At 36.6% G+C, this 19,949-nt stretch carries 12 protein-coding genes; 1 reads left to right on the forward strand and 11 read right to left on the reverse strand.

Translation table 11 applies throughout. The features are described 5' to 3' along the window. Positions 1–251 precede the first annotated feature (251 nt). The gene (locus tag JQC67_RS06960) at positions 252–2,177 is read left to right on the forward strand and encodes a DUF5060 domain-containing protein (protein WP_203252107.1); all 1,926 of its coding nucleotides are present in this window, start codon (positions 252–254) and stop codon (positions 2,175–2,177) included. 560 nt (positions 2,178–2,737) lie between these two features. Here the strand turns inward: JQC67_RS06960 and JQC67_RS06965 are convergent. The 11 genes from JQC67_RS06965 to JQC67_RS07015 all read right to left on the reverse strand — a co-directional run bounded on the left by JQC67_RS06965 (position 2,738) and on the right by JQC67_RS07015 (position 19,947). Continuing rightward, positions 2,738–4,723 (reverse strand): DUF5060 domain-containing protein, encoded by a 1,986-nt coding sequence (locus JQC67_RS06965; protein WP_203252108.1) that lies wholly within the window; start codon positions 4,721–4,723, stop codon positions 2,738–2,740. 77 nt (positions 4,724–4,800) lie between these two features. Next, positions 4,801–7,257 carry a DUF6797 domain-containing protein gene (locus JQC67_RS06970; protein WP_203252109.1) on the reverse strand — a complete coding sequence of 819 codons (2,457 nt, stop codon included), beginning with the start codon at positions 7,255–7,257 and terminating at the stop codon, positions 4,801–4,803. A 99-nt stretch (positions 7,258–7,356) separates the two neighbouring features. Further along, entirely contained in the window at positions 7,357–8,661 is a 1,305-nt protein-coding gene (locus JQC67_RS06975) for an FG-GAP repeat domain-containing protein (RefSeq protein WP_203252110.1), read from the reverse strand. A gap of 82 nt (positions 8,662–8,743) precedes the next feature. Next, on the reverse strand, positions 8,744–9,265 hold the full coding sequence (locus JQC67_RS06980) for a plastocyanin/azurin family copper-binding protein (protein WP_203252111.1): 522 nt from the start codon (positions 9,263–9,265) through the stop codon (positions 8,744–8,746). Positions 9,266–9,434: 169 nt separating this feature from the next. Further along, a complete protein-coding gene (locus JQC67_RS06985) occupies positions 9,435–10,160 on the reverse strand; it encodes a carboxypeptidase-like regulatory domain-containing protein (protein ID WP_203252112.1) in 726 nt (241 codons plus the stop codon). 45 nt (positions 10,161–10,205) lie between these two features. Next, complete coding sequence (locus JQC67_RS06990; RefSeq protein ID WP_203252113.1) at positions 10,206–11,954, reverse strand: RagB/SusD family nutrient uptake outer membrane protein; 1,749 nt, start codon at positions 11,952–11,954, stop codon at positions 10,206–10,208. A gap of 39 nt (positions 11,955–11,993) precedes the next feature. After that, positions 11,994–15,179, reverse strand: a complete 3,186-nt coding sequence (locus JQC67_RS06995; protein WP_203252114.1) for a SusC/RagA family TonB-linked outer membrane protein — start codon at positions 15,177–15,179, stop codon at positions 11,994–11,996. Positions 15,180–15,601: 422 nt separating this feature from the next. After that, on the reverse strand, positions 15,602–16,657 hold the full coding sequence (locus JQC67_RS07000) for a Gfo/Idh/MocA family protein (RefSeq protein WP_203252115.1): 1,056 nt from the start codon (positions 16,655–16,657) through the stop codon (positions 15,602–15,604). A 1-nt stretch (position 16,658) separates the two neighbouring features. Next, positions 16,659–17,927: an MFS transporter gene (locus JQC67_RS07005; protein WP_203252116.1), complete on the reverse strand. Its 1,269-nt coding sequence runs from the start codon at positions 17,925–17,927 to the stop codon at positions 16,659–16,661. Further along, positions 17,924–19,306, reverse strand: a complete 1,383-nt coding sequence (locus JQC67_RS07010) for a four-carbon acid sugar kinase family protein (RefSeq protein ID WP_203252117.1) — start codon at positions 19,304–19,306, stop codon at positions 17,924–17,926. The genes JQC67_RS07005 and JQC67_RS07010 overlap by 4 nt, the downstream gene beginning before the upstream one ends. Positions 19,307–19,308: 2 nt before the next feature. Next, positions 19,309–19,947 carry a cyclase family protein gene (locus JQC67_RS07015; protein WP_203252118.1) on the reverse strand — a complete coding sequence of 213 codons (639 nt, stop codon included), beginning with the start codon at positions 19,945–19,947 and terminating at the stop codon, positions 19,309–19,311. Between the last annotated feature and the right edge of the window lie 2 nt (positions 19,948–19,949).

Consider the following 19,949-nt stretch of genomic DNA (forward strand, 5'->3'; position numbering starts at 1 on the left):
TACGGGTCAATATTCGTGAAATTATGTAGTGCTAGATTTACCAGTAATTAATGCAGTATTCTAACATTATTTTCGTTTGTTTTCGTTATTTTTATATATAGTTGTTTTGTTTGAATAAAACGAAGTTTATCGATGTTTTTATTTAAATAGAATTCCTTCTCATAGTACATTTTTAGACTTTAAATAGTATGTGTATCGCGCATGTATATTTTAATTTTTGGTCGCTACACAGAATCTTAATTAAATATAAAATGAAATCAAAAATCAGAACAAATAGCATTGTAAAAGTATTTATTGTGGTGTTGATTTGCATGAGTACAGTTATGGCATGCGGATTAGATAAATCGAAGCAATCAAGCAACCAAAATAATGTTGATGGTGACGGACAAGTTAGTATATCTGGTGAGTTGCAACAGTGGCATAAAATAATACTTGATTTAGAAGGGCCTTTTAGTCAAGAAACAGGTGCTGCAATCAATCCATTTACAGATTATAGATATGAAGTAATTTTTACACATGAATCTGGCACCCCTACTTATAAGATTCCAGGATATTTTGCGGCAGACGGAAATGCTGCTGAGACAGGTGCGGATTCAGGTAATACATGGAGGGCTCATTTATCTCCTGATAAGATTGGTAAATGGGAATATAAAATCTCCTTTGTTAGTGGTTCGGATATTATAATTTCTGAATCAAAGGGTAAAGCTGTATCTCCTTATGATGGAATCACTGGTAATTTCAATATTGAGCCTAGTGATAAAACAGGTCGTGATCTTCGTGGTAAAGGACGATTACAAGTAATAGGTGAACATTATCAACGCTTCGCAGGTAATGGAGAGTATTTTTTAAAAGCAGGGACAGATGCTCCTGAAAATCTTTTATCGTATGATGATTTTGATGCAACACCCAATGTGAATGACTTGCGAAAAAGTTGGGCACCACATCTAAAAGATTATTCAGAAGATGCAAATGATTTGCTTTGGGGTCCCAATAAAGATAAAGGTAAGGCGCTTTTAGGTGCAATCAACTACTTGTATTCTAAAGGCATGAATGTGTTTTCTTTTTTGACCTATAATATTGACGGCGATGATCACAATGTTTATCCTTATTTATTAAAAGGAGAAGAAAGTGCTTACGTGGCATATTCGGCAGACAACAAAGGACATGATGCAACCGCTTGGGAAGATTTTTTCTACCCGGACAGATTTGATTGTTCGAAGATGGATCAATGGGAGCGTATTTTTGAATACGGAGACCGAAAAGGAATGTATCTTCATTTTAAAACAACAGAAGCAGAGAATTGTTTAAATATGGATGGAGGCTCACTCGGCCGTGAACGTAAAATATATTATCGTGAACTTATCGCTAGATATGGCCATCATTTAGCTTTGAATTGGAATATTGGTGAAGAAACCGAGCAGACAGTAGAGCAATTGAAACCGATTATACAATACATTGCTGACACTGATCCATACAAACATCAGGTAGTCTTACATACCCATAGCCCAGTGGAAGAACAAGATAAGTATTACCCACCAATGCTCGGCGATGCATCTGCCTTAACAGGTATTTCTGTACAGACTAGGCATCCTGATTTTAGAAGAGTACATGCTGATATTTTAAAATGGGTAAAAGCATCTGCAGCCAGTGGAAAAAAATGGATTGTGGCTTGCGATGAACCAGGTGACGCCACTCATTCACTAATTCCTGATGATGAGGATCCAACACATGACGACCCTAGAAAAAATGCTTTATGGGGAACGTTAATGGCAGGTGGTGCAGGGGTGGAGTGGTATTTTGGATATAAACATGCGCATAGTGATCTCACATGTCAAGATTGGCGTTCACGTGATAAGATGTGGGACCAAAGTAGATACGCACTAAGTTTCTTCAAAGATAACAACATTCCGTTTTGGGAAATGAGTAACACCAACGACCTGTCGTCACAAGATGATTCATATTGTTTTGCAAAAGAGGGGGAAATATATCTCGTTTATTTAAAAAATGGGGGTGATACAAAATTGAACCTAACAAATTCTAAAGGTAAATTTCACGTTTCTTGGTATAATCCACGGACGGGTGGAGAACTTATTTCAGCTGCTGATATTAGTGGAGGACGTCCTATTGCGTTAAGTGCACCAGATAAAAATGATTGGTTGGCGATGGTGCATAAGTAGTTAGAGTTTTTGAAATCGATTACTTGAAATTTTATTTTTAAAACAAAACTAATTTATGTGTTGAGAAAGTATTTTGGTGCAGTAGAAAAACTGTGAATAGAAATGCTTGTTATTTATCATGTAAGTTGCTAAAATTTAGACCTTCTATTCTTGATGATAGTGCTAAATTTTGGCTAAAAAATAGCTATAACTTTTATTTAAAATAGAAATCCGTAATTCTATAAATAAGAGTAGAGTATGAAGCTACAACTTATTGTGAATTACGGATTTTCAAACTAACAAACCTAACTTAACTTTTCATTTGAATAGTTGATTGGAACATAATTCTTCTTTCAATCTCCTATTTTTTCTTCGTAAACTCCACGTTTTATTTAGATTCTTAGTAATCCGTAATTCTAAAAATAAGAAGAGAATATGAAACTACTTCTTACTAAGAATTACGGATTTGTAAACTAACAAACCTAACTCAACTTTCTGTTTTATAATTGATTGAAAAATATTTTTGTATTCTTTCAATCACCAATATTGATTACTACTTGACTCAGAGAACTATTCTTGCCTTATTGTTTTCTGACAAGCACAACCCAATCATCTCTTTCTTCCGATTCAATTGGTGGTATGCCTAATGAAACTTGACCTGAGCCTGTAACTTTTACTACACGTCCTTTTTGAACAACCGGAGATTTCACATTAGGTACTGCAGATAAAACACTTGCTGGTTTTCTAGAATATGTTTCCGGAATTTTCTTTAGAGCACGCCCGCGTTGAAGTTCTCCTCCTTTTCGCGGGTTATACCAGTGAACACTGTAAGTGCCCGAGTTATTTTTAAGGTCTATTGAAGCAGGGCCTCCATCGGGCAGATATAGTACATAAACTTCGCCTGGCTTAGCAAAAACAAAGTCTTTTTCACTTCGTGTTAGTCCATTTGCATTCTCCATTTCCCAAAAAGGAATCTTGTTGTTTTTGTAGAAGTTTATCGCATGCGCTGTATAATCCCATAAAGCATCTCTACTATACCATTCTTCGGCAACAATATCGTTTTGTTCTTCTCTATAACCAAAATACCATTCAATGCCAGCTCCACCTGCAGCAATAGTTCCCCAATAAACTGCACGAGCATCGTCTTGATTATAGTTGTCATCCCAATCATCTGTGCTAACACCTACACTAGCACTACCTGGTTCATCAAGAGAAACAACCCATTTTTTACCACCTTCAGTAGCATTTTGTACCAATCGTTGAACACTTTCGAAATTATTCCAAGGGCGCATGTTGCTTGTTTGTACTGAAGCACCTTCCATATACTCATAGCCTTCTAATGGACCATAAACTTCACTGTATCTATTTGGATACGAATGAATAACTACTGGGTGGTGATAAGGATCAATAGCATGGAGGTATTTAGAGTCTGCTTTTGCAATATCCATCTCAGTATCTTTTAACTCTTGAAATAAATCATGTTCTTCCGCAAGATTCCAGTTTAACGCATGATGATGTGCAAAACGAGCTACTAGTTCACGATAATATAATTTTCGAGCAGGCCCAAGATCACCACCATCTAATAGTTGATCGTTTTCTGTTTCATGTGTTTTGAAATGAATAAATAAACCCTTTTGATCCGCGTGAGAAAAGATTATTTCCCACTGCGCTAATTTTGAAACATCATAACGAGAGTGTTCTTTATGATTAATCCATGGCCAAACGTTTTTACCATCTCCACCGGCTGTCATTGTTAAAAACGAGAAAGCGTTCATTCCTTTATCTGAAAGATAATTTAAACCGCCGATTAGACCTTTACCCTTGTTACCTTGCCATACTGGATCTCCTTCATTCCAATCCTTGATATGAGCTTCAAACTTTTTTATCGGAAAAGCACCGCGTCTATCTTTATGTTGCGTACTACCCCATAAAAGTTCATCACCATATGAATGCTTTGAAGGCGCTGTCTGTAAATATGTTCCATCAAAATCGGCGTAAGCAAATAGTGTTTCTGGAGCATCTGCGCCACCTTTCATAAACCACTCACCATTGTCAAATCGAAGAAAGTTCTCACCAACATAACGCAATATTCCTTTGCCTCTATGGTCTTTTCCACTCTTGTCTGTATTGGCAATATTGACCGTGCCAGTAGCGCCATCGAATGCCGTTGCCTCACCAGCTGTGTTGCTTAAATTAACCGAAATATCTTCTCCTTTGCGAAAAGAAGCAGTATAGGTCCATTTTCCTGTTCTTTCAGGTGTGAAATGAACGCGCCATTTATTTCCTGAGATTGCACTTGATTCAGCTGCGTTACCATCGGCTGCAAAATAGCCAGGTACTATGTATGCTGACTGACCGCTTTCATGACGAAATGCAACATTTAATCTGTAACCCAAAAATGGATTGTATGCATCTGTTTCACTCACTTCTGGGCCATCAAAGGTAATGGTGATTGGATGCCACTTTTTTAATTCTCCATCAACAGAAATATTTGATTGAGCAAATAGGGTATTTGTCTGTGTTATTAGTGCCACTAATATTATTAACGGTAATGCTAGTTTCTTCATTTTCTTAGTTTAATAAAAGTTGTGTCTTTGATTTTTAATTTATTTTCACAGCAATTTTTTTAATAATCATGTTTGATTTATTCATCAAATCCTTTGGTGGGTACCCTGTGGATTGTTTTATGAATAAAATGATTTAACTCTAAATTGTCATCAGTTTTAATCTGGTAATTAATTGAAATTACTAGTCCAAGTGAGGCTTCAATCATTTCGGGTAATTCTTCAATTGTACCTAAAGATGTGTTCATAGCACCTGGTTTTAAATCTGGAATTTCAAGAAATACAGACTTTTTATCCTTAGATAAACGAACGGATGTAACTTCTACCGGATCTGGTTTAGTTGTACCTGGTTTATCTACAGAATATAATTTTCCACGGGTTCCATATTGCCTTGTCCATGGATAAGTCCATTTTTTCAATTCATAATTTTCAATGGCTTTAGCTGTTTTAGTATCTAACTTTTGGTTAAAGCGTAATTCTATTCCACCTGCTTTGGTATTAATCGCGACAGGTACATTTAGAGGTTTTCCGGTATATCGCATTCGATGAAAAGAACCCCAATCTTCACCAATACATTGCCAGCTTGTCATTCCGGTAACATATAAGTTACCATCTTCATGAAATCGACCGCGTTCAAGTCCTGATTTAAATATGTAGGGAAGCGTTAAATGTGCGCCCTGCCAAATGCCGTCAACTTCTTCTTTTAAAATCAAAGAAAGATTAGCTCGACCATAGGAAGCTAATATTAAATCGTCTTGTAATTCTTTAGGCCATTGATCACTAGTTATGAACATAGGTTTCGCAGGGGAATTATCCATATAGTGAGGGAGCCAACTTATAGGCGGAACGAATGAATCAGGTTTATCGGATTGGTGAGCAGATGGAATAAAACCATGGAAGCCATCTTTTTTAATTCTATGAACTTTACTTGTTGGTACCCAATTTCCTTCGTTATCTGAATAAATCATTTCTCCATCAGAATTGATATCTAATCCATTGGGGTTTCGAAGTCCTTTAGCAATCATTTCAAGATTTTCGCCGTCAGGAGATAACTTGAAAAGCACACCATGGTGCGGTGTTATTTCATCATTCTTTGGTAAACCTTCACCTCGAACATAGGGTGGCCAGGGAGTAGATTTTGCAAAATAAAAGTTTCCTTCAGAGTCGGTTTCCAAGTTCATGGTAAAAGCATGAAAATTAGTAGAAGCCATAAGATCATTATTAAAACTTTCATAATAATCTGCAAAGCCATCATTATTCACATCGTGTAAACGTGTTATCTGGTCACGTCCGGTAACGTAAACCTGTCCATCGACAATTTTAACTCCGAGAGGCTGATAAAGACCCGTAGCATACCGCTGCCAACGAAGCGTTTTTAAATTGTCTTTAATACCATCAACCAACCAAACATCACCACTTATTGAAGTAACAACAGCACGGCCATCTGAAAAGAAATCTACATCAGTTAATCGTAAATATGAATTCCATGGATTAGGTACAGGTAGCGTAAGTTCATCAACGGTAAATGGCCCGTCTTCTTTTCCCATTACAGCCTTTGTTTCCAAAGTTTCCCATTGATTTGCTCCTGGTTTTTTAAGTTCAGAAAGATTCTCAATATCCGAAGCTTGTTCTAAGTAGGTTTTCATGTAATCTGATTCTTCTCCTGATATAATCGGACCAATAGCTAATTTGAATTGAACGGCTTGTTTTAACTTAGGTAGATCAAGGATGAGATGTCGTTTTTTTATTCTCCATTTTACATCATCAATAGCACCTTGTAAACCGATCACACGGGTGTTATTTCCAACCTTAACTTTTACATATGATTTTGAGATGGAGATTCGCTTTACTTCAATGGTTGCCCCTTCAGGTGCTTGTAAAATTCGTAAAGACAAAGCTTCTTCTGTAGCAGTTGGACTCACATTGAATGCTCTAGTGAAAACAGCATGTGAACCGACTTGTTGAAAACCGGGCGATTCTAAAATTTCACTCTCACCAACAGTGTATGAAAAAAGGACTTTTTCATCTTTAATGTACAGACCTTTATACTTGCCTCGTTCTTTTTTGATTGGGCCATATGGCCATGTTCTTGGGTCATCAAATGTTCCATCTAAAGACCAACCTGTTGATTTACCTGTTTCAAAATGCGTGAAACCGTCTGGTGTTGGCCAATCTTCAAGGCCATTACGTTCATCCATATTCCAATAAAGAAAGCTACCTGTCCAAGCGCTAGAGACGCGTAGCAAATCTGTGTCAAAAACCATTACTGCCTTTGGATTATTTCCAACACGCACAGCGATGCCTTTGTGAACTGAAATGCTACTAGTTGTTGTTGGGTCATCAGCAATAGTTGAGGTGACAAATTGCCCATGATTCATCGCATTCATATTGTCAGGAATATCAGAAGTCTGAACCTGAGCTTGTACAAATGAGCTTAAGCCTACTATGAACACGAATGTTGAACGAAGCAAAAGTTGTTTTACTAAATATGTATTGTTTCTTAGAGTGCAGTTCATTAATTCAATTGCATTAATCATTTAACTTATTGCAAGTATTTTCTTCCTTCTCAATTAAGAACTAAAAATTTTACTTAAAAATGGTTTAAAATACTGCTGTTTAGTTTGCGTTGTAATAGGTTAATCAAGTACAGATTTATTCTCTAAGAATATTACAAAAGCTTTTCCACCTAACGCGTTATTGTCTGATGGGCTCCATGGTTTTCCAACTATATCGAGCATACCATCACCAGTAACATCTCCGAATACAACCTCATGTCCTCCTAGGTTTACATCTGCAATTACATGTTCTTTCCATTCAACAGTGGGGTTATTGGACCAAGATGGACCAACACCAAGATTTTCATATAAGAAATAGCGTGGATTTTCTTCACCATTTGCTCCTGGGCGGGCACGTTGCCAATCTTGCTCAGCTGTTATTACATCTGGTATACCATCACCTGTGAAGTCAGCCACACCTAAAGAGTGAAGTCCGCCCATGATTCTATCGGCTCCAGCAATTTCATGTCGATGCCATTGAATGGTACCATTTTTATCGGGACCAAGATTTTCCATCCACCATATTCTACCAGCACGCATTTCTTCAACCGTTTGCACAACATCTAATCGACCGTCTTTGTTAATATCTTCAACCCAAGATCTAGCTGCATTTGCTGCAAAACCAGGCTCTCCTTCTGGTAATGGCATAAAAGGTCCTAAATCATGTTGCTTCCACTTTGTGCCTTTGCCATTTACATTTTCAAACCAAACATCGGTACGAACAACATCAGTATCACCATCTCCATCAAGATCACCAAATCCTTTTGGAGCTACACCGCCATGTACTGGTGTGCCAATATCGTTTTTCTCCCATGCGTTTTTTGGGTTTTTTGGGATGTTGTACCAACGTAGATTATTTTTATCAGACATTGTTATTACATCCATTTTACCATCACCATTTACATCAGATACAACCTGGTCATGAATACCACCATTAACAATACTTTCATCAAATATTATTCGCTCATAAGGCGTGTTTAAATCTCCAGAATTACGGTACCAAGCAGCGCCCACAACATAGTCTGGTAGTCCGTCACCATCTACATCAAGCACAGTGCCACCAGCATCGGTAGGTGGGTTTTCGCCAACTATATATTTAGACCAATGACCTGGCTCATGAAACTTGTATACATATATTTTTTTCGTACCTCTTGAACTCATAATATAGTCGAGTGTTCCATCACCGTCCATATCTGCCATACCGGTATTTGAAAAGGCGCCACCAATTAAATTGTCATCAATAATATGGGTTCTAAATTCAATTTTTTTAGTGCTACCCTGAGCTAATATTTCAACTGTAGGGCACATGATGAATACGAGAAGTAACAAAGCTGTAAAGTGTCGGAACTTATAGGTTAGACTTATCATTTTATATCGTGTAATCATAATGGATAATTTAATTGACTATTAATTTTTGTTATGTAATTCTAATTTTTATCGGTTCAAAAACTGAAAATCCGAAAAGGTTTTATTCTGTTGAGATTAAGCGTCCTTGCATTTGTGTCCAATGTGCTGAATAGGTACATATGTATGGGTAGATTCCTGGTGGTGGTACCTTGAAACAAAACTCAATAGTATCTCCAGAGTATGCTAAATCGCTGTATGCAATTATGCGTTTCATTTCTTTTTGAGGAATCCAATCACTTGATACCGCTTGAAGCGCAGCCATACCTACAGGTCGTATATCGGCTTCTTCTCTAACCAATACAATATTGTGATTCATATCACTATTATTGACATAGCGAATCAGCACGATGTCGCCAGCTTTAGCTTTTATTTCTGTTATTGAATAACCAAGTTTTATACCGTCAGTTTTCATTTCAACAACTGTAGTGTCAACTTGCTCCGTAAGACGGTTATCGGTTTCAATTGATTTGTTTGCTATTGCTAAATCACCTGAACTATTTATTTTATCAACTGCTGTATTGCTGATAATTAAAAAAAATGAAAGGAAAAATATACTAATTCCTAATAAAAATATTTTATACATAAATTACTATTTGCTTAATGTCAAAAACTATTAGTTAAGTGTTTTTTAATCGGTATGTTATTTTAAAAAGACTGCTTTTTTTATAAGTGATTCTTTGCAAATTAAAATCTAAGAGAATAAATCCTTAAAGGTTTTATTCTCTATATCGATTAGTTATTTTAAAGAAAGACTATAGATCCACAACAATTGGAAGGCTTAAATTCCATGCTGATGTCTGATCAGATTTTGCAGCAATACGAACTGTTATCGCGCCATCACCCCATTTTTCAACAGCTTCTAAAAAATCTGTATCAAGAGCTACAACCGCCGTTCCTGAATTGTCAACTGGGTTTGCCTCTAGTGTTTGCCATCTAGCACCACTACCTGTATTTACACCCACTTTTTTAACCGTACTAACTAGCACCTTAATTTCATCTACTAAATGTCCTGTACTAGGAGATATACTATAACTCACTGAAATATTACTTCCAGAAATAGTAGCCGATGGTTCTGCAACCACAATATAAGGTGTTACTGTGATGTCATTTTGCACAGCTCCAACTGTAAGATCCACATTTTGAGGAGCAGGAGCATCAATTGGTCCAGTTATTGTTAAAGTGTATGATTGAGGATATAGTTCAGTATTGGTAAAAGTTCCATCATTATTAACTCTTAGTTCTAGAGGTACTCGATCCTCTTCTCCTAAAAGAAACACAGTTAACTCCGCGTTTGATGCGTCGCCCGCTACCGGATTTCCATTTTGATCTAGAATTGTTCCACTGATTTGACCAGTAAATCCAAAATCTTTGACTTCCTCGCTACAACCTGTTAAAAAGGTTACTCCAAGCGCCATCAAAACCACGCTCAGATTTACTTTTGTTGCTATAGCATTTAATTTCATTATTATTAATTTCATATTTATAATTTTAAATAGAATTGTAAAACTTAGAATAACACTCCCTTAGTAACCAGGGTTCTCTACTAATTCTGATTGCGCTTCAATTCTGCCCAGCGTTATAGGATTGTAATAATGCTCTGGACGAAACTGACGCTGACTCGACTCAGTATCAATCACAAGGAAATAGTACTGTCCTGAAGGATCATCGTAAATAACACGAACTCCTTGTACAGTTTGTCCATCTAACACATCAGCAGCAATTCTCCATCTTCGTGTATCAAACCATCGATGACCTTCATAAATTAATTCACTGGTTCTCTCTATTCGAATACGTTCACGTGTTATTCCTCCTGGAGTATCTTCTATGTTCATAAGCCCAGCTCTATTTCTTGTGTAATTGAGCCATTCAGCCGCCGCCGCCGCGTCAGATGCATCTTTTTCAAATTCACTCTCTGCTGCTATTAAGTACATTTCCCCTAATCGTAACTCTTTCCAGTTGTTACTATCAAGACCAGCGGGTATAACCGGAGTTGGTGATACGTATTTATGAAGTAAAAAACCAGTGGACGGCCAAAATTGATTTTCCTGTCTTCTACTGGCTGATCCTACAGATTGTTTATCACCAACTAAAACCCCAACTTCTGAAATAATTTCGGTACCATTATCTATCCCTTCATAGAGTTCTACAATATTACCAGCGTAAATATCCCCCTCAAATAATACCGATGCATGCAATCTAGGATCTTTATCTTCCCATGGCCCACGACCAGTAGCGTATAAATTACCCTCTCCTAAAACCGGGGAAGTAAAAGTGCCATCTAAGTTTTCATAATAATTTACAAGTCCTAATGTAGGATTCAACTCCGAGCCCTGTCCTTCTGAGAAAGGTGTTGGTTGATTTTGATGTGCAAAACTGTGCCCGATTTGATTACCATTATATATTCTTTCGAATATAATTTCAGAATTTGAATCTTCGATAAAAATATTGCGATAGGTTTGAACTGGGTCACCACCAGTTAACAAACTATAAGGTCCTGCAATTACGGCTTGTGCAGCTGCACTTGCTTTTGTGTAAAATTCATTTGCTCTACCTGCAGGAATACCCGTTAAACTATTAGCGTTTAATACCCCAAATTTTGCAATTGAAGCCGCATGAAGATTGGCCCGTGCTTTGTACGCTAATGCCGTATATTGATTAAAACGACCTGTTTGATCAGTATTATCTCCATTTGCAGCCATTAAAACTGCTGCTGCCGCTAATTCACTATCTATAAAATCAGCTATAGCCTCCTCGGTACTTCGTACTCTATACTCATTAGGCACCTCTTCAAAAGGATCAAGCACTACATCTACCAACGGTACGCCACCATATCTCTTTTGCATTTTAAAATAGACTGCAGCTCGCATGGCTCTAATCTCACCTTCTAGACGACCTTTATAGGTTGCTGATAATTCAGATCCCGCAAGATTCTCTAAAAAGACATTCATGTCTCTTATGAACTCATAGTCCCAGAAACCTTCGCAATCAGCAGTATTAGTCATGCCACCATGCGTTAGGCAAGCGCTCAAATCTACCCGTTCAGTTCCCAAATCATTATGACCGAGCTTACCATCAAAATCATCAAAGCCTGTATATGGAAATTGCGCATACAAATCCCCAGCTAATGCATCTGCAAAACCCTCACTTTGAAATACCTCTTCGCCACTTACACGATCCTTTGGACTCTCATCTAAATCACATGAAGCCATTAAAACCACAAGTAAACTTAGTAATGGGGTTATCAGTTTATTCAATTTTTTTATGTTTTTCATAGTTAAGAAAATTATTTTCATTATTCTCATAATTTCATTTTAGAAATCAATTTCAAGACCAAAATTATACACACGTGTTTGTGGATGGTAATTACCAAAAAACTGTGCAGGATCTTCATCAATCTCAGGATCTAAAAAGTCTAAATCTGAGAACGTTATTAAATTGGTACCACCTGCGTACACTTTCAACCTTTTTATATTCAACATATCAATAAAATCTGAATTGAACGTATAACTAAATTGCAATTGTTTCAATCTTAAGTAAGCCCCATTAATCAAATACGTATCATAATCGGCATTAACTCTACCAGATGCTCTTGGCCATCTCGCATCTGCTGCACTAACAGCAGGAAGCCCAAATTGGTTTTCTGGAACATAAGCGTCATCTCGATGATGCACTAATGTTGTACCACCAGACGGGAATGGGTTTTCATACTCACTCCAAGTTAAGTTCCAAGCGAATTTAGATGCTCCTTGCCAAAAAGATGAAAGCTCAAAGCCTTTCCACGCAATACGTGTATTAAGACCATATGTTAATCTAGGTGTAGTACCAGAGGTAGCTAAGTACTTATCAGCATCGGTGATTCTTCCGTCTTTATTTCGATCAATAGGTCTTATATCTCCTACCTGAATTGAACGGTTTCCATTTCCATCAATATCTGCCCAATTATCAATCTGCTCTTGAGATGAGAAAAGTCCGTCAGTTTCCAAATAGAATCTATTCACATTATCTCGACCTCCATTAATTGATCTCTGACCGATTTGCTTTTGACGTCTTTCAGCCTCCTTGTTAATGAAATCAAGTTCATCTGTATTCTCAATAATTTCCTCATTCAATCCGATATTACCACCGATTGAATAATTAAAATTATTGTTGATTCTATTGCTATGACGTAAACCTAATTCAATTCCCTTATTTTTAAATTCTTGGAAATTTTGTAGAGGCAAATCTGCACCTACTATTGGTGGAATTTCTAATAGACGTTGACCTAAAACATCAAAGCGATGTCTTTGATACACATCAACATTACCTTCTAATTTTCCATCAAATACATTAAAATCTAAGCCAAAGTTTATGATGTCCATTTTTTCCCAGGTAATCTGTGGATTTATTAGGCCATCACTAACAATTGTTCTTCTAAGATTATTTCCATCATAAATTATAAAATCGTTAAATGAATAGGTTGATAAAAATTGAAAGTCTCCTTCACCATCAAACCCAAGTCGACCCCATGAAGCTCTAAGTTTTAATGTTCGTAACCAGTCTGCATTGTCAAACCACGATTCTTCCGAAATATTCCATGCCCCTGATACTGAAGGGAAAAGCCCCCATCTAGTCTCTGACGGAAACTTTATATTACCATCATACCTTGCACTTACCTCTAGTGAATACTTATCGTCATAGTTGTAACTAATTCTACCGATATGACCCATTCTTTTACTTATAGAAATATCATCACTATTTAATTGCTGACTTGGTGGTCCAGCACTTAATTGTGAAATAGGGAATTCATAATTAATACGGCTAGCTTCAACCCTTTCAAAATCTTGCTGAATGAATTCAAACACGTACATACTTTTTATGGTATGTTTCTCTCCTATTTTATGATCACCTTGTAAAAAATATTGAAAATTTATATTAGCGAATTGATCATTTCTTTTTTCAACCCTTGTATCGGCATTAAGTGCGCGAACACGATCATGCTCCATAGTGTCAGTATTGTAACGATATTCATCACCTGTTTTTTGAAACAATTTATTCTGGATATTACGAGTTTGGTAGTTTAAAATAGCTCGCGTGCTTATCCCTTTAGTAAGCTGGTACTTAGTGCCTAGCTTAATATCAATAAACTGATTCTGAAACTCTTGAGAACCACCAATATCCGCGCTTGCCAAGTTTAAAGGGTTTACGGTTTGCCCTGCATCTGCACCTCTTGGAAAATCACGATGTCCACCAGGTAGCTCTACAATAGAATGAAAGGGACGCCAGCGCAAACTACGCGCAAAAATTCCTTGTCCTTGTGACCAGTTTGTACCTTCAAATTGGTTTCGCGGTCCAATGAAGTCTTGTCTGATATAGCTCATGTCTAGATTAACATCCAATTTATCAGTAACATTAACATCTAAATTTCCACGAATAGTATACCGCTCAAAATTTGTGTCATTACCACCAAAAACATTTTGCTCAAGACCTTCTTGTTCGAATAATTGACCCGAGATAAAATAACGCACATTTTCACCCCCTCCTCTAAGAGATAGGTTGTGAGTCGCCATCGGAGCATTATTTCGGATAACCTCCTCATACATATTTACACTGGGATAATTTTCATCATCTAACCCTTGATTGTCCTTGAATGCCTGAACTGTCTCAGGCGCCCAAGTAAAAGCACGACCATTATCTTGATCATTCATATTTATCAAAGCAAAGTGCTCCCATGAATCAACAGATTCGGGCGTAAATGTGATTCCCTGAAAACCAATGTCTCCTTTATAAGAGAATTGAACATCACCAGTAGAAGTACCCCTCTTAGTTGTAACTAAAACAACACCATTACCAGCCCTTGCTCCATAAACAGCAGCAGATGCTGCATCTTTAAGAACGTTTAGTTCTTCTATATCATTAGGGTTGAGTGATGAAAAAACCGATTCATCAACTGGTAAGCCATCTACAATATATAATGGTGTTCCAAATCCACGAATACTAATATTAGTCTTGTTTGATCCTGGTTGACCATTCTGATTTTTAATAAAAACACCAGCAACTCTACCCTGTAAGGCTTGACCAACAGTTGGACTTGCTACTCTCGCCATTTCTTCAGTATCGGCTTTTCCGATACTACCCGTTATTTGCGATTCTAATTGAGTACCATAACCAACAATGACAACCTCAGAAAGTTGTTGCGCATCGGGTTCCATTGTAGCATCAATTACTGATTTCCCGCCAATTTCAATCGTTTGCGTTAAAAAACCTACGTAGCTAAAAACTAGCTGCGAAGCGCCATCAGAAACAGCAATTGAATACTTTCCGTCAAAATCTGTTACTGTACCATTAGAGGTGCCTTGTACAATAACTGTTGCTCCTAGCAACGCGACCCCAAATTCATCTGTAACGGTTCCTGTTACAGTAGATTGGGCAAATGAATTAAATGATACCAGTACCATTAAAATCATTCCCCAATAAATTCCTCTAGTCTTAGAGTTGTAATTAAGTTTTTTTTGATTCATAAAATGAAGTTTGGTTGATTATAAATTATTTAAATATACAAAACATTTTCGTTTATTAATTATTAAAGATGTTTTATTTAGTATTAACGTTATTATACGTTATTATTTGTTTCTTTAATTTACGTTTAACGTACATAATGCAGGGCATACATGTATTATGCAATGTTCTGGGTTGAAATTAAAATTCTGTAAGAAAGCTTCGTTTTGTGGGAGCTTGAAACTTAATTAAGTTATTGGACTATAGTTAATTAAACTAAAATATAGTCTTAACTGGGTCGATTAAATTGTAACTATCATTTACAATTTAAATTAGATTATAAAAGTCTTTTTCTTTAATAAGAATATAAAATAAAAATTATTTGATTGGGATTAATAAATTGATATATAATTAGTTAAATTATTTTATAGGTAATTATTTTCGATTATTTATTAAAATCTTTGACTAGTTTTGAATTAGTGTTTATCGTAATTTTCTTTTCATTTGACTCGTATATGGCTTCTTGGATGCCAATATTTTTAAGATAAATAGACACATCTGTCATAAAAGGCTGATTAGACTGTAAGCATTCGATAAAATGTTTTTGAGTAGCAAAAACACAATCTCCAGCAAAACCAATATCATTAAATGTGTATAAATGTGTTTGCTCAGGCTTACCTAATTTCTGTATTGTTATTTTTCCATCTTCATAAAGTCGAAGGCTTCCGCCATCAGCATCAATTTGCCAATAACCAAAAGTCAATCTCGCGTTTTTAGCTGTGCTTTCGTGGTAACGGCTAGCATCAATAAAACCAAGTGCACCGTTTTCAAAATCGAAAGTTACCCACGCAAAATCTTCCCCTTTAATATTTGAGTTTAAGGTTTTTAATCTGGCATTTACTTGTGTGACCTCGCCTATCAAATATCTAAATACATCAATGAAATGAATGCCAGTTTCATAAATTAGTAAGCGTTCCATTTCGCGGAAATAGGGTTGTCTATTCATATAAGCATCTTCTTGCCAGCCATCACCCATTCGCATTCTTAAATTGATAGTATGCAATTTGTTTCCAATAACTTTTTGGTTCAAAAGTTTTTTAAGTTCAGTATGCCAAGGCTGAAATCTAAAATTTTCATGCACCATTATTCTAATGTTCGATTCTGCGCCAGATTTCGCTATCTGTTGTGATTCCTCATAAGTTGGCGCTAATGGTTTTTGACAAATAATATGAACATTGTGCTTTATGGCTAATTGACAAAATGGTAGATGGGTATTTGGAGGAGTAATGATGTCTATGAAATCAGGTTTTTCAGTTTGAAGCATCACTTCAAGATTATCATATGCTTTTTCAAATTTATATTGGTCGCAAATAGCTTGAGCTTTGGCTATTGAGGTTCCGCAAACCGCGACAATCTCAACCCCATCTAAACGATTCCATGCTTCATATTGAAAATGGCTAAAATATCCTGTACCGATACAAACTCCTCTTAATTTTTTCATATTAATAGGCTAAAAAATGTTTATGTGGTTTCATTTTGAACCAAAATAAAATGGCTATAATATTTAAGATGCTTCCTAGAATAAAAAATAAAGTAGTGCTTCCGGTCCATGCTAATATGTATGGAAAAACTAAAGCTGTTAAAAATGCACCAATATTACCTGCCATATTCATGGTTCCTGAAACTGCGCCTGAATGTTCTTTACCAATGTCTACGCAAAATGCCCATGAAGGTGGAAGCGTCATATCAGCACCAAAAATGGCAATACTTAAAAAGATTATCGCCCCTATGGCAGTGTCCATATAAATACTTCCCAGCAAACCTATTGCAGCTAATAAAAATCCTAAAGAAGCTGGTAGAATTCGTGAACGATCCCACTTTCCATTCTTGAATATTCTATCGATAAGCCATCCGGAAAACCAGTTTCCAAAAGCACCGAAAACTAGAGGAATAGCGGTGTAAAAACCTGCTTCAACAGTTTCAAGATTATATTCTCCTTTTATGTGTGGGAATAACCAAGTAAGCGCAAAAAAGAAAGTAAAATTACTTGCAAAATACTGCCCCATGGCCAACCACATATTTTTTGATTTCAAGAGTTGACCAAAATTTAATTTTTCTTTTGCACTTGAGGGTTCTTTGTCTTGACGGGTGGCTATAATGAGTTCTTTTTCTTCTTTAGAAATACCGTCGTGATCTTCTGGGTTATTGCGGAATAATAAGTACCAAGCTATAGCCCAAATTATACCTATTACGCCTAGAACAAAGAAAGAAGTGCGCCAGCCGAAAGCGTCAATAAGCCAAGCAACTGCAGGAAGTGCAAAAGCTGCCCCGAGTCGTGATCCAGAAAAATTAATACCTGTAGCAATGCCTCTCTCTTTTAAAGGTATCCAACTGTAAATTGCTCTTGACATTCCCGGAAAAGCTCCAGCCTCACCAGCTCCAAACAAAAAACGAACAATAAGTAGTGATACAAAATTCCAAGCCATCCCTGTAAAGGCAGTGAAAATTGACCATATTGTCACGATGGTTGCCAATACTTTACGAGCTCCTAACTTGTCAACGAGCATGCCTGAAGGTGTTTGAAAAAAAGCATATCCTAATGAAAATGCTGCCAACACCCAGCCCATTTGTTTGTCGCTTAGATCGAGCGCTTCAGAAATTGGTTCTTTGGCAACTGAAATACAAATTCGGTCAACATAGAGCAATAGTGCCAGTAGAAAAGTACCAGCAATCATAAAATAACGCCTAGGGAGATAGTTGGTTTTGCTCATTTTAATAATTTCACTATTTTATGTAACGCATCAGTTTCGCCGACATTACCTGGGAAAACAATATAACTTAGGTCTGGAAATTTAGTTTCTTGGCCAGATTTCCAGACGGGAATTCCTTTCAGTATCTGCCCCATAATCATCGCTTTTTTTATCGCTAATGCTTTGGTGGCAATATCGCTTGAGGTGATACCACCTTTAGCAAGTATATATCTTGGTCTTTGTTCTAAATTTTTAACAACTTGGGTGACTCCGTTTGATATGCGGTTAATTATTTCTAGACTTTCTATTTTGGTTTTGCCAGAAACAACCTTTCTGCTTGTGTATAAAACAACATCGTAACCAGATTTAACGGCATCATTAACTTCTTTGCTTACGCGCAGCACTTCGTTCTGGAAAGCGATTGCATTTTCAACATTTTTCACCTCTAGTTCTAAAAAGCGTGCTTCTGATTTTTCTAAAAGATAATTTAGTTGTTCGGTTGTTTTTGGTACATATGAACCTACCACGATTAAGGCTCCATTTTTGGTTGATTTACCTAAAAGCTCATCTTTGCTTAATAGGGTTCTAGGTTCAATACCTGCAATAGCATTAATAAATGAAGCACCTGTTCGAAAAATAATGTGATTGGAAGTGCGTAAAGATGCTAGCGCTATTGTTTGTAAATGTTGTTTACTTAAAGCGTTTGCGACAAGATGCGTTGCATTTGATTCTAATATAGCAACAACACTTTCTGTTTTTTGGTTTTCAAGTAGTTCTAATGGAATTGAAGCTATAGTGTGCTTCGGTAGTTTTCCATCATATTTTTCTGCAATCCAATCTTTTAAATCAGAAGCTTCGTAGCCGAATGTATTGTCTTTGGCAAAAGGTGTTTTTCCTGCGGGAATAAAAGAGTTGCCTTCTTTAACAAAGTGAACATCGTTAAAAGTATATCTACCGCCTTCAAAAAATGCGGGCACTAACATATGTTTTGCATTCGAAAGTCCCATTCCGGAAACCAAGGCATCCACTTCTAATGGGTAATGTCCACGCAAGGTTGAGTCACTTCTGCTGATTACTAGCAACTTCTTATCTAATTTAGCAGCTAAATCTTGCAATCGTTTTCCGATTAATTTACCTAATGCTACGGCTTCTGTAGCTTGTAGGCTTCTTGAGTTTGTTAAAATGAAGAATACAGAACTATTTTTTAATTCATGCTCTAGCACTTCGTTTGTCCATTCTGTAATTACCGGAATTCCTGAAACAGTTTGTGTGCCTGTAGGATCATCATCTAAGATGACAATGGTCTTTGGGTTGCTTGCTAGTTCTTCACGAATAGCTAATAGTTGACCAGGCCCTTGTTGGGCTTTTTCAATCGCGATTTTGATTTCTTGGTCTAACATTTTTATTCTTCTATTGCAATTACTCTTGTTGGTGCGCCATCTCCGTTTCCAATCTTTAATGGTAGTGCAACAAGAGTTACTTTATTTTTTGAAATTTCATTCAAATTAGTTAAGCCTTCGACGATAATAATGTCGTTCTTCATTAAGATGGTGTGTATTTCTGTAACCTCTTCCAAATTATTGACATCTGCTACTGAAATAGGTTCAATTCCTAACATATTTATTCCCTTTTCGCCTAACCAATGGGCTAAATCTGAACTAATTCGAGGTAAGGCATTTCGATATTCATCGGTGCCTACTTTTTTGCTCCAACCCGTTTTTAAAAGAATGCTTTGCCCTTTTTCAACTACATCTGAAATGGAGTTTAAATGGGTAACTGTGATTAATTCTTTAGGTTGAATATTGGTAAGGTCAACCACCCATGCCTCTGAAATAAAACGGTGCACAGGAATTTTATCTATAGTTTGATTATTGACTTCAAAGTGAAGCGGTGCATCCATATGGGTGCCACTATGCGAATACAGATGAAGTGTGGTTGCATTCCATCCATCCGCATCCTTAGTTTTTGCTTGTTCTATGGATACGCCGCTAATACTGTTGTCGACTAACATTGTAAGGTCTATGATTTTCTTGCCGATCATTG

This window comes from Aurantibacter crassamenti (assembly GCF_016811105.1).
Taxonomy (GTDB): domain Bacteria; phylum Bacteroidota; class Bacteroidia; order Flavobacteriales; family Flavobacteriaceae; genus Aurantibacter_A; species Aurantibacter_A crassamenti.

Bases quoted from the DNA above. Each gene is read 5' to 3' on its own strand.
- JQC67_RS06975 (WP_203252110.1), bottom strand. From the start codon at position 8,661: ATGATTACACGATATAAAATGATAAGTCTAACCTATAAGTTCCGACAC.
- JQC67_RS06970 (WP_203252109.1), bottom strand. From the start codon at position 7,257: ATGATTAATGCAATTGAATTAATGAACTGCACTCTAAGAAACAATACA.
- JQC67_RS06980 (WP_203252111.1), bottom strand. From the start codon at position 9,265: ATGTATAAAATATTTTTATTAGGAATTAGTATATTTTTCCTTTCATTT.
- JQC67_RS06965 (WP_203252108.1), bottom strand. From the start codon at position 4,723: ATGAAGAAACTAGCATTACCGTTAATAATATTAGTGGCACTAATAACA.
- JQC67_RS06990 (WP_203252113.1), bottom strand. From the start codon at position 11,954: ATGAAAAACATAAAAAAATTGAATAAACTGATAACCCCATTACTAAGT.
- JQC67_RS07000 (WP_203252115.1), bottom strand. From the start codon at position 16,657: ATGAAAAAATTAAGAGGAGTTTGTATCGGTACAGGATATTTTAGCCAT.
- JQC67_RS06995 (WP_203252114.1), bottom strand. From the start codon at position 15,179: ATGAATCAAAAAAAACTTAATTACAACTCTAAGACTAGAGGAATTTAT.
- JQC67_RS07010 (WP_203252117.1), bottom strand. From the start codon at position 19,306: ATGTTAGACCAAGAAATCAAAATCGCGATTGAAAAAGCCCAACAAGGG.
- JQC67_RS06960 (WP_203252107.1), top strand. From the start codon at position 252: ATGAAATCAAAAATCAGAACAAATAGCATTGTAAAAGTATTTATTGTG.
- JQC67_RS06985 (WP_203252112.1), bottom strand. From the start codon at position 10,160: ATGAAATTAATAATAATGAAATTAAATGCTATAGCAACAAAAGTAAAT.
- JQC67_RS07015 (WP_203252118.1), bottom strand. From the start codon at position 19,947: ATGATCGGCAAGAAAATCATAGACCTTACAATGTTAGTCGACAACAGT.
- JQC67_RS07005 (WP_203252116.1), bottom strand. From the start codon at position 17,927: ATGAGCAAAACCAACTATCTCCCTAGGCGTTATTTTATGATTGCTGGT.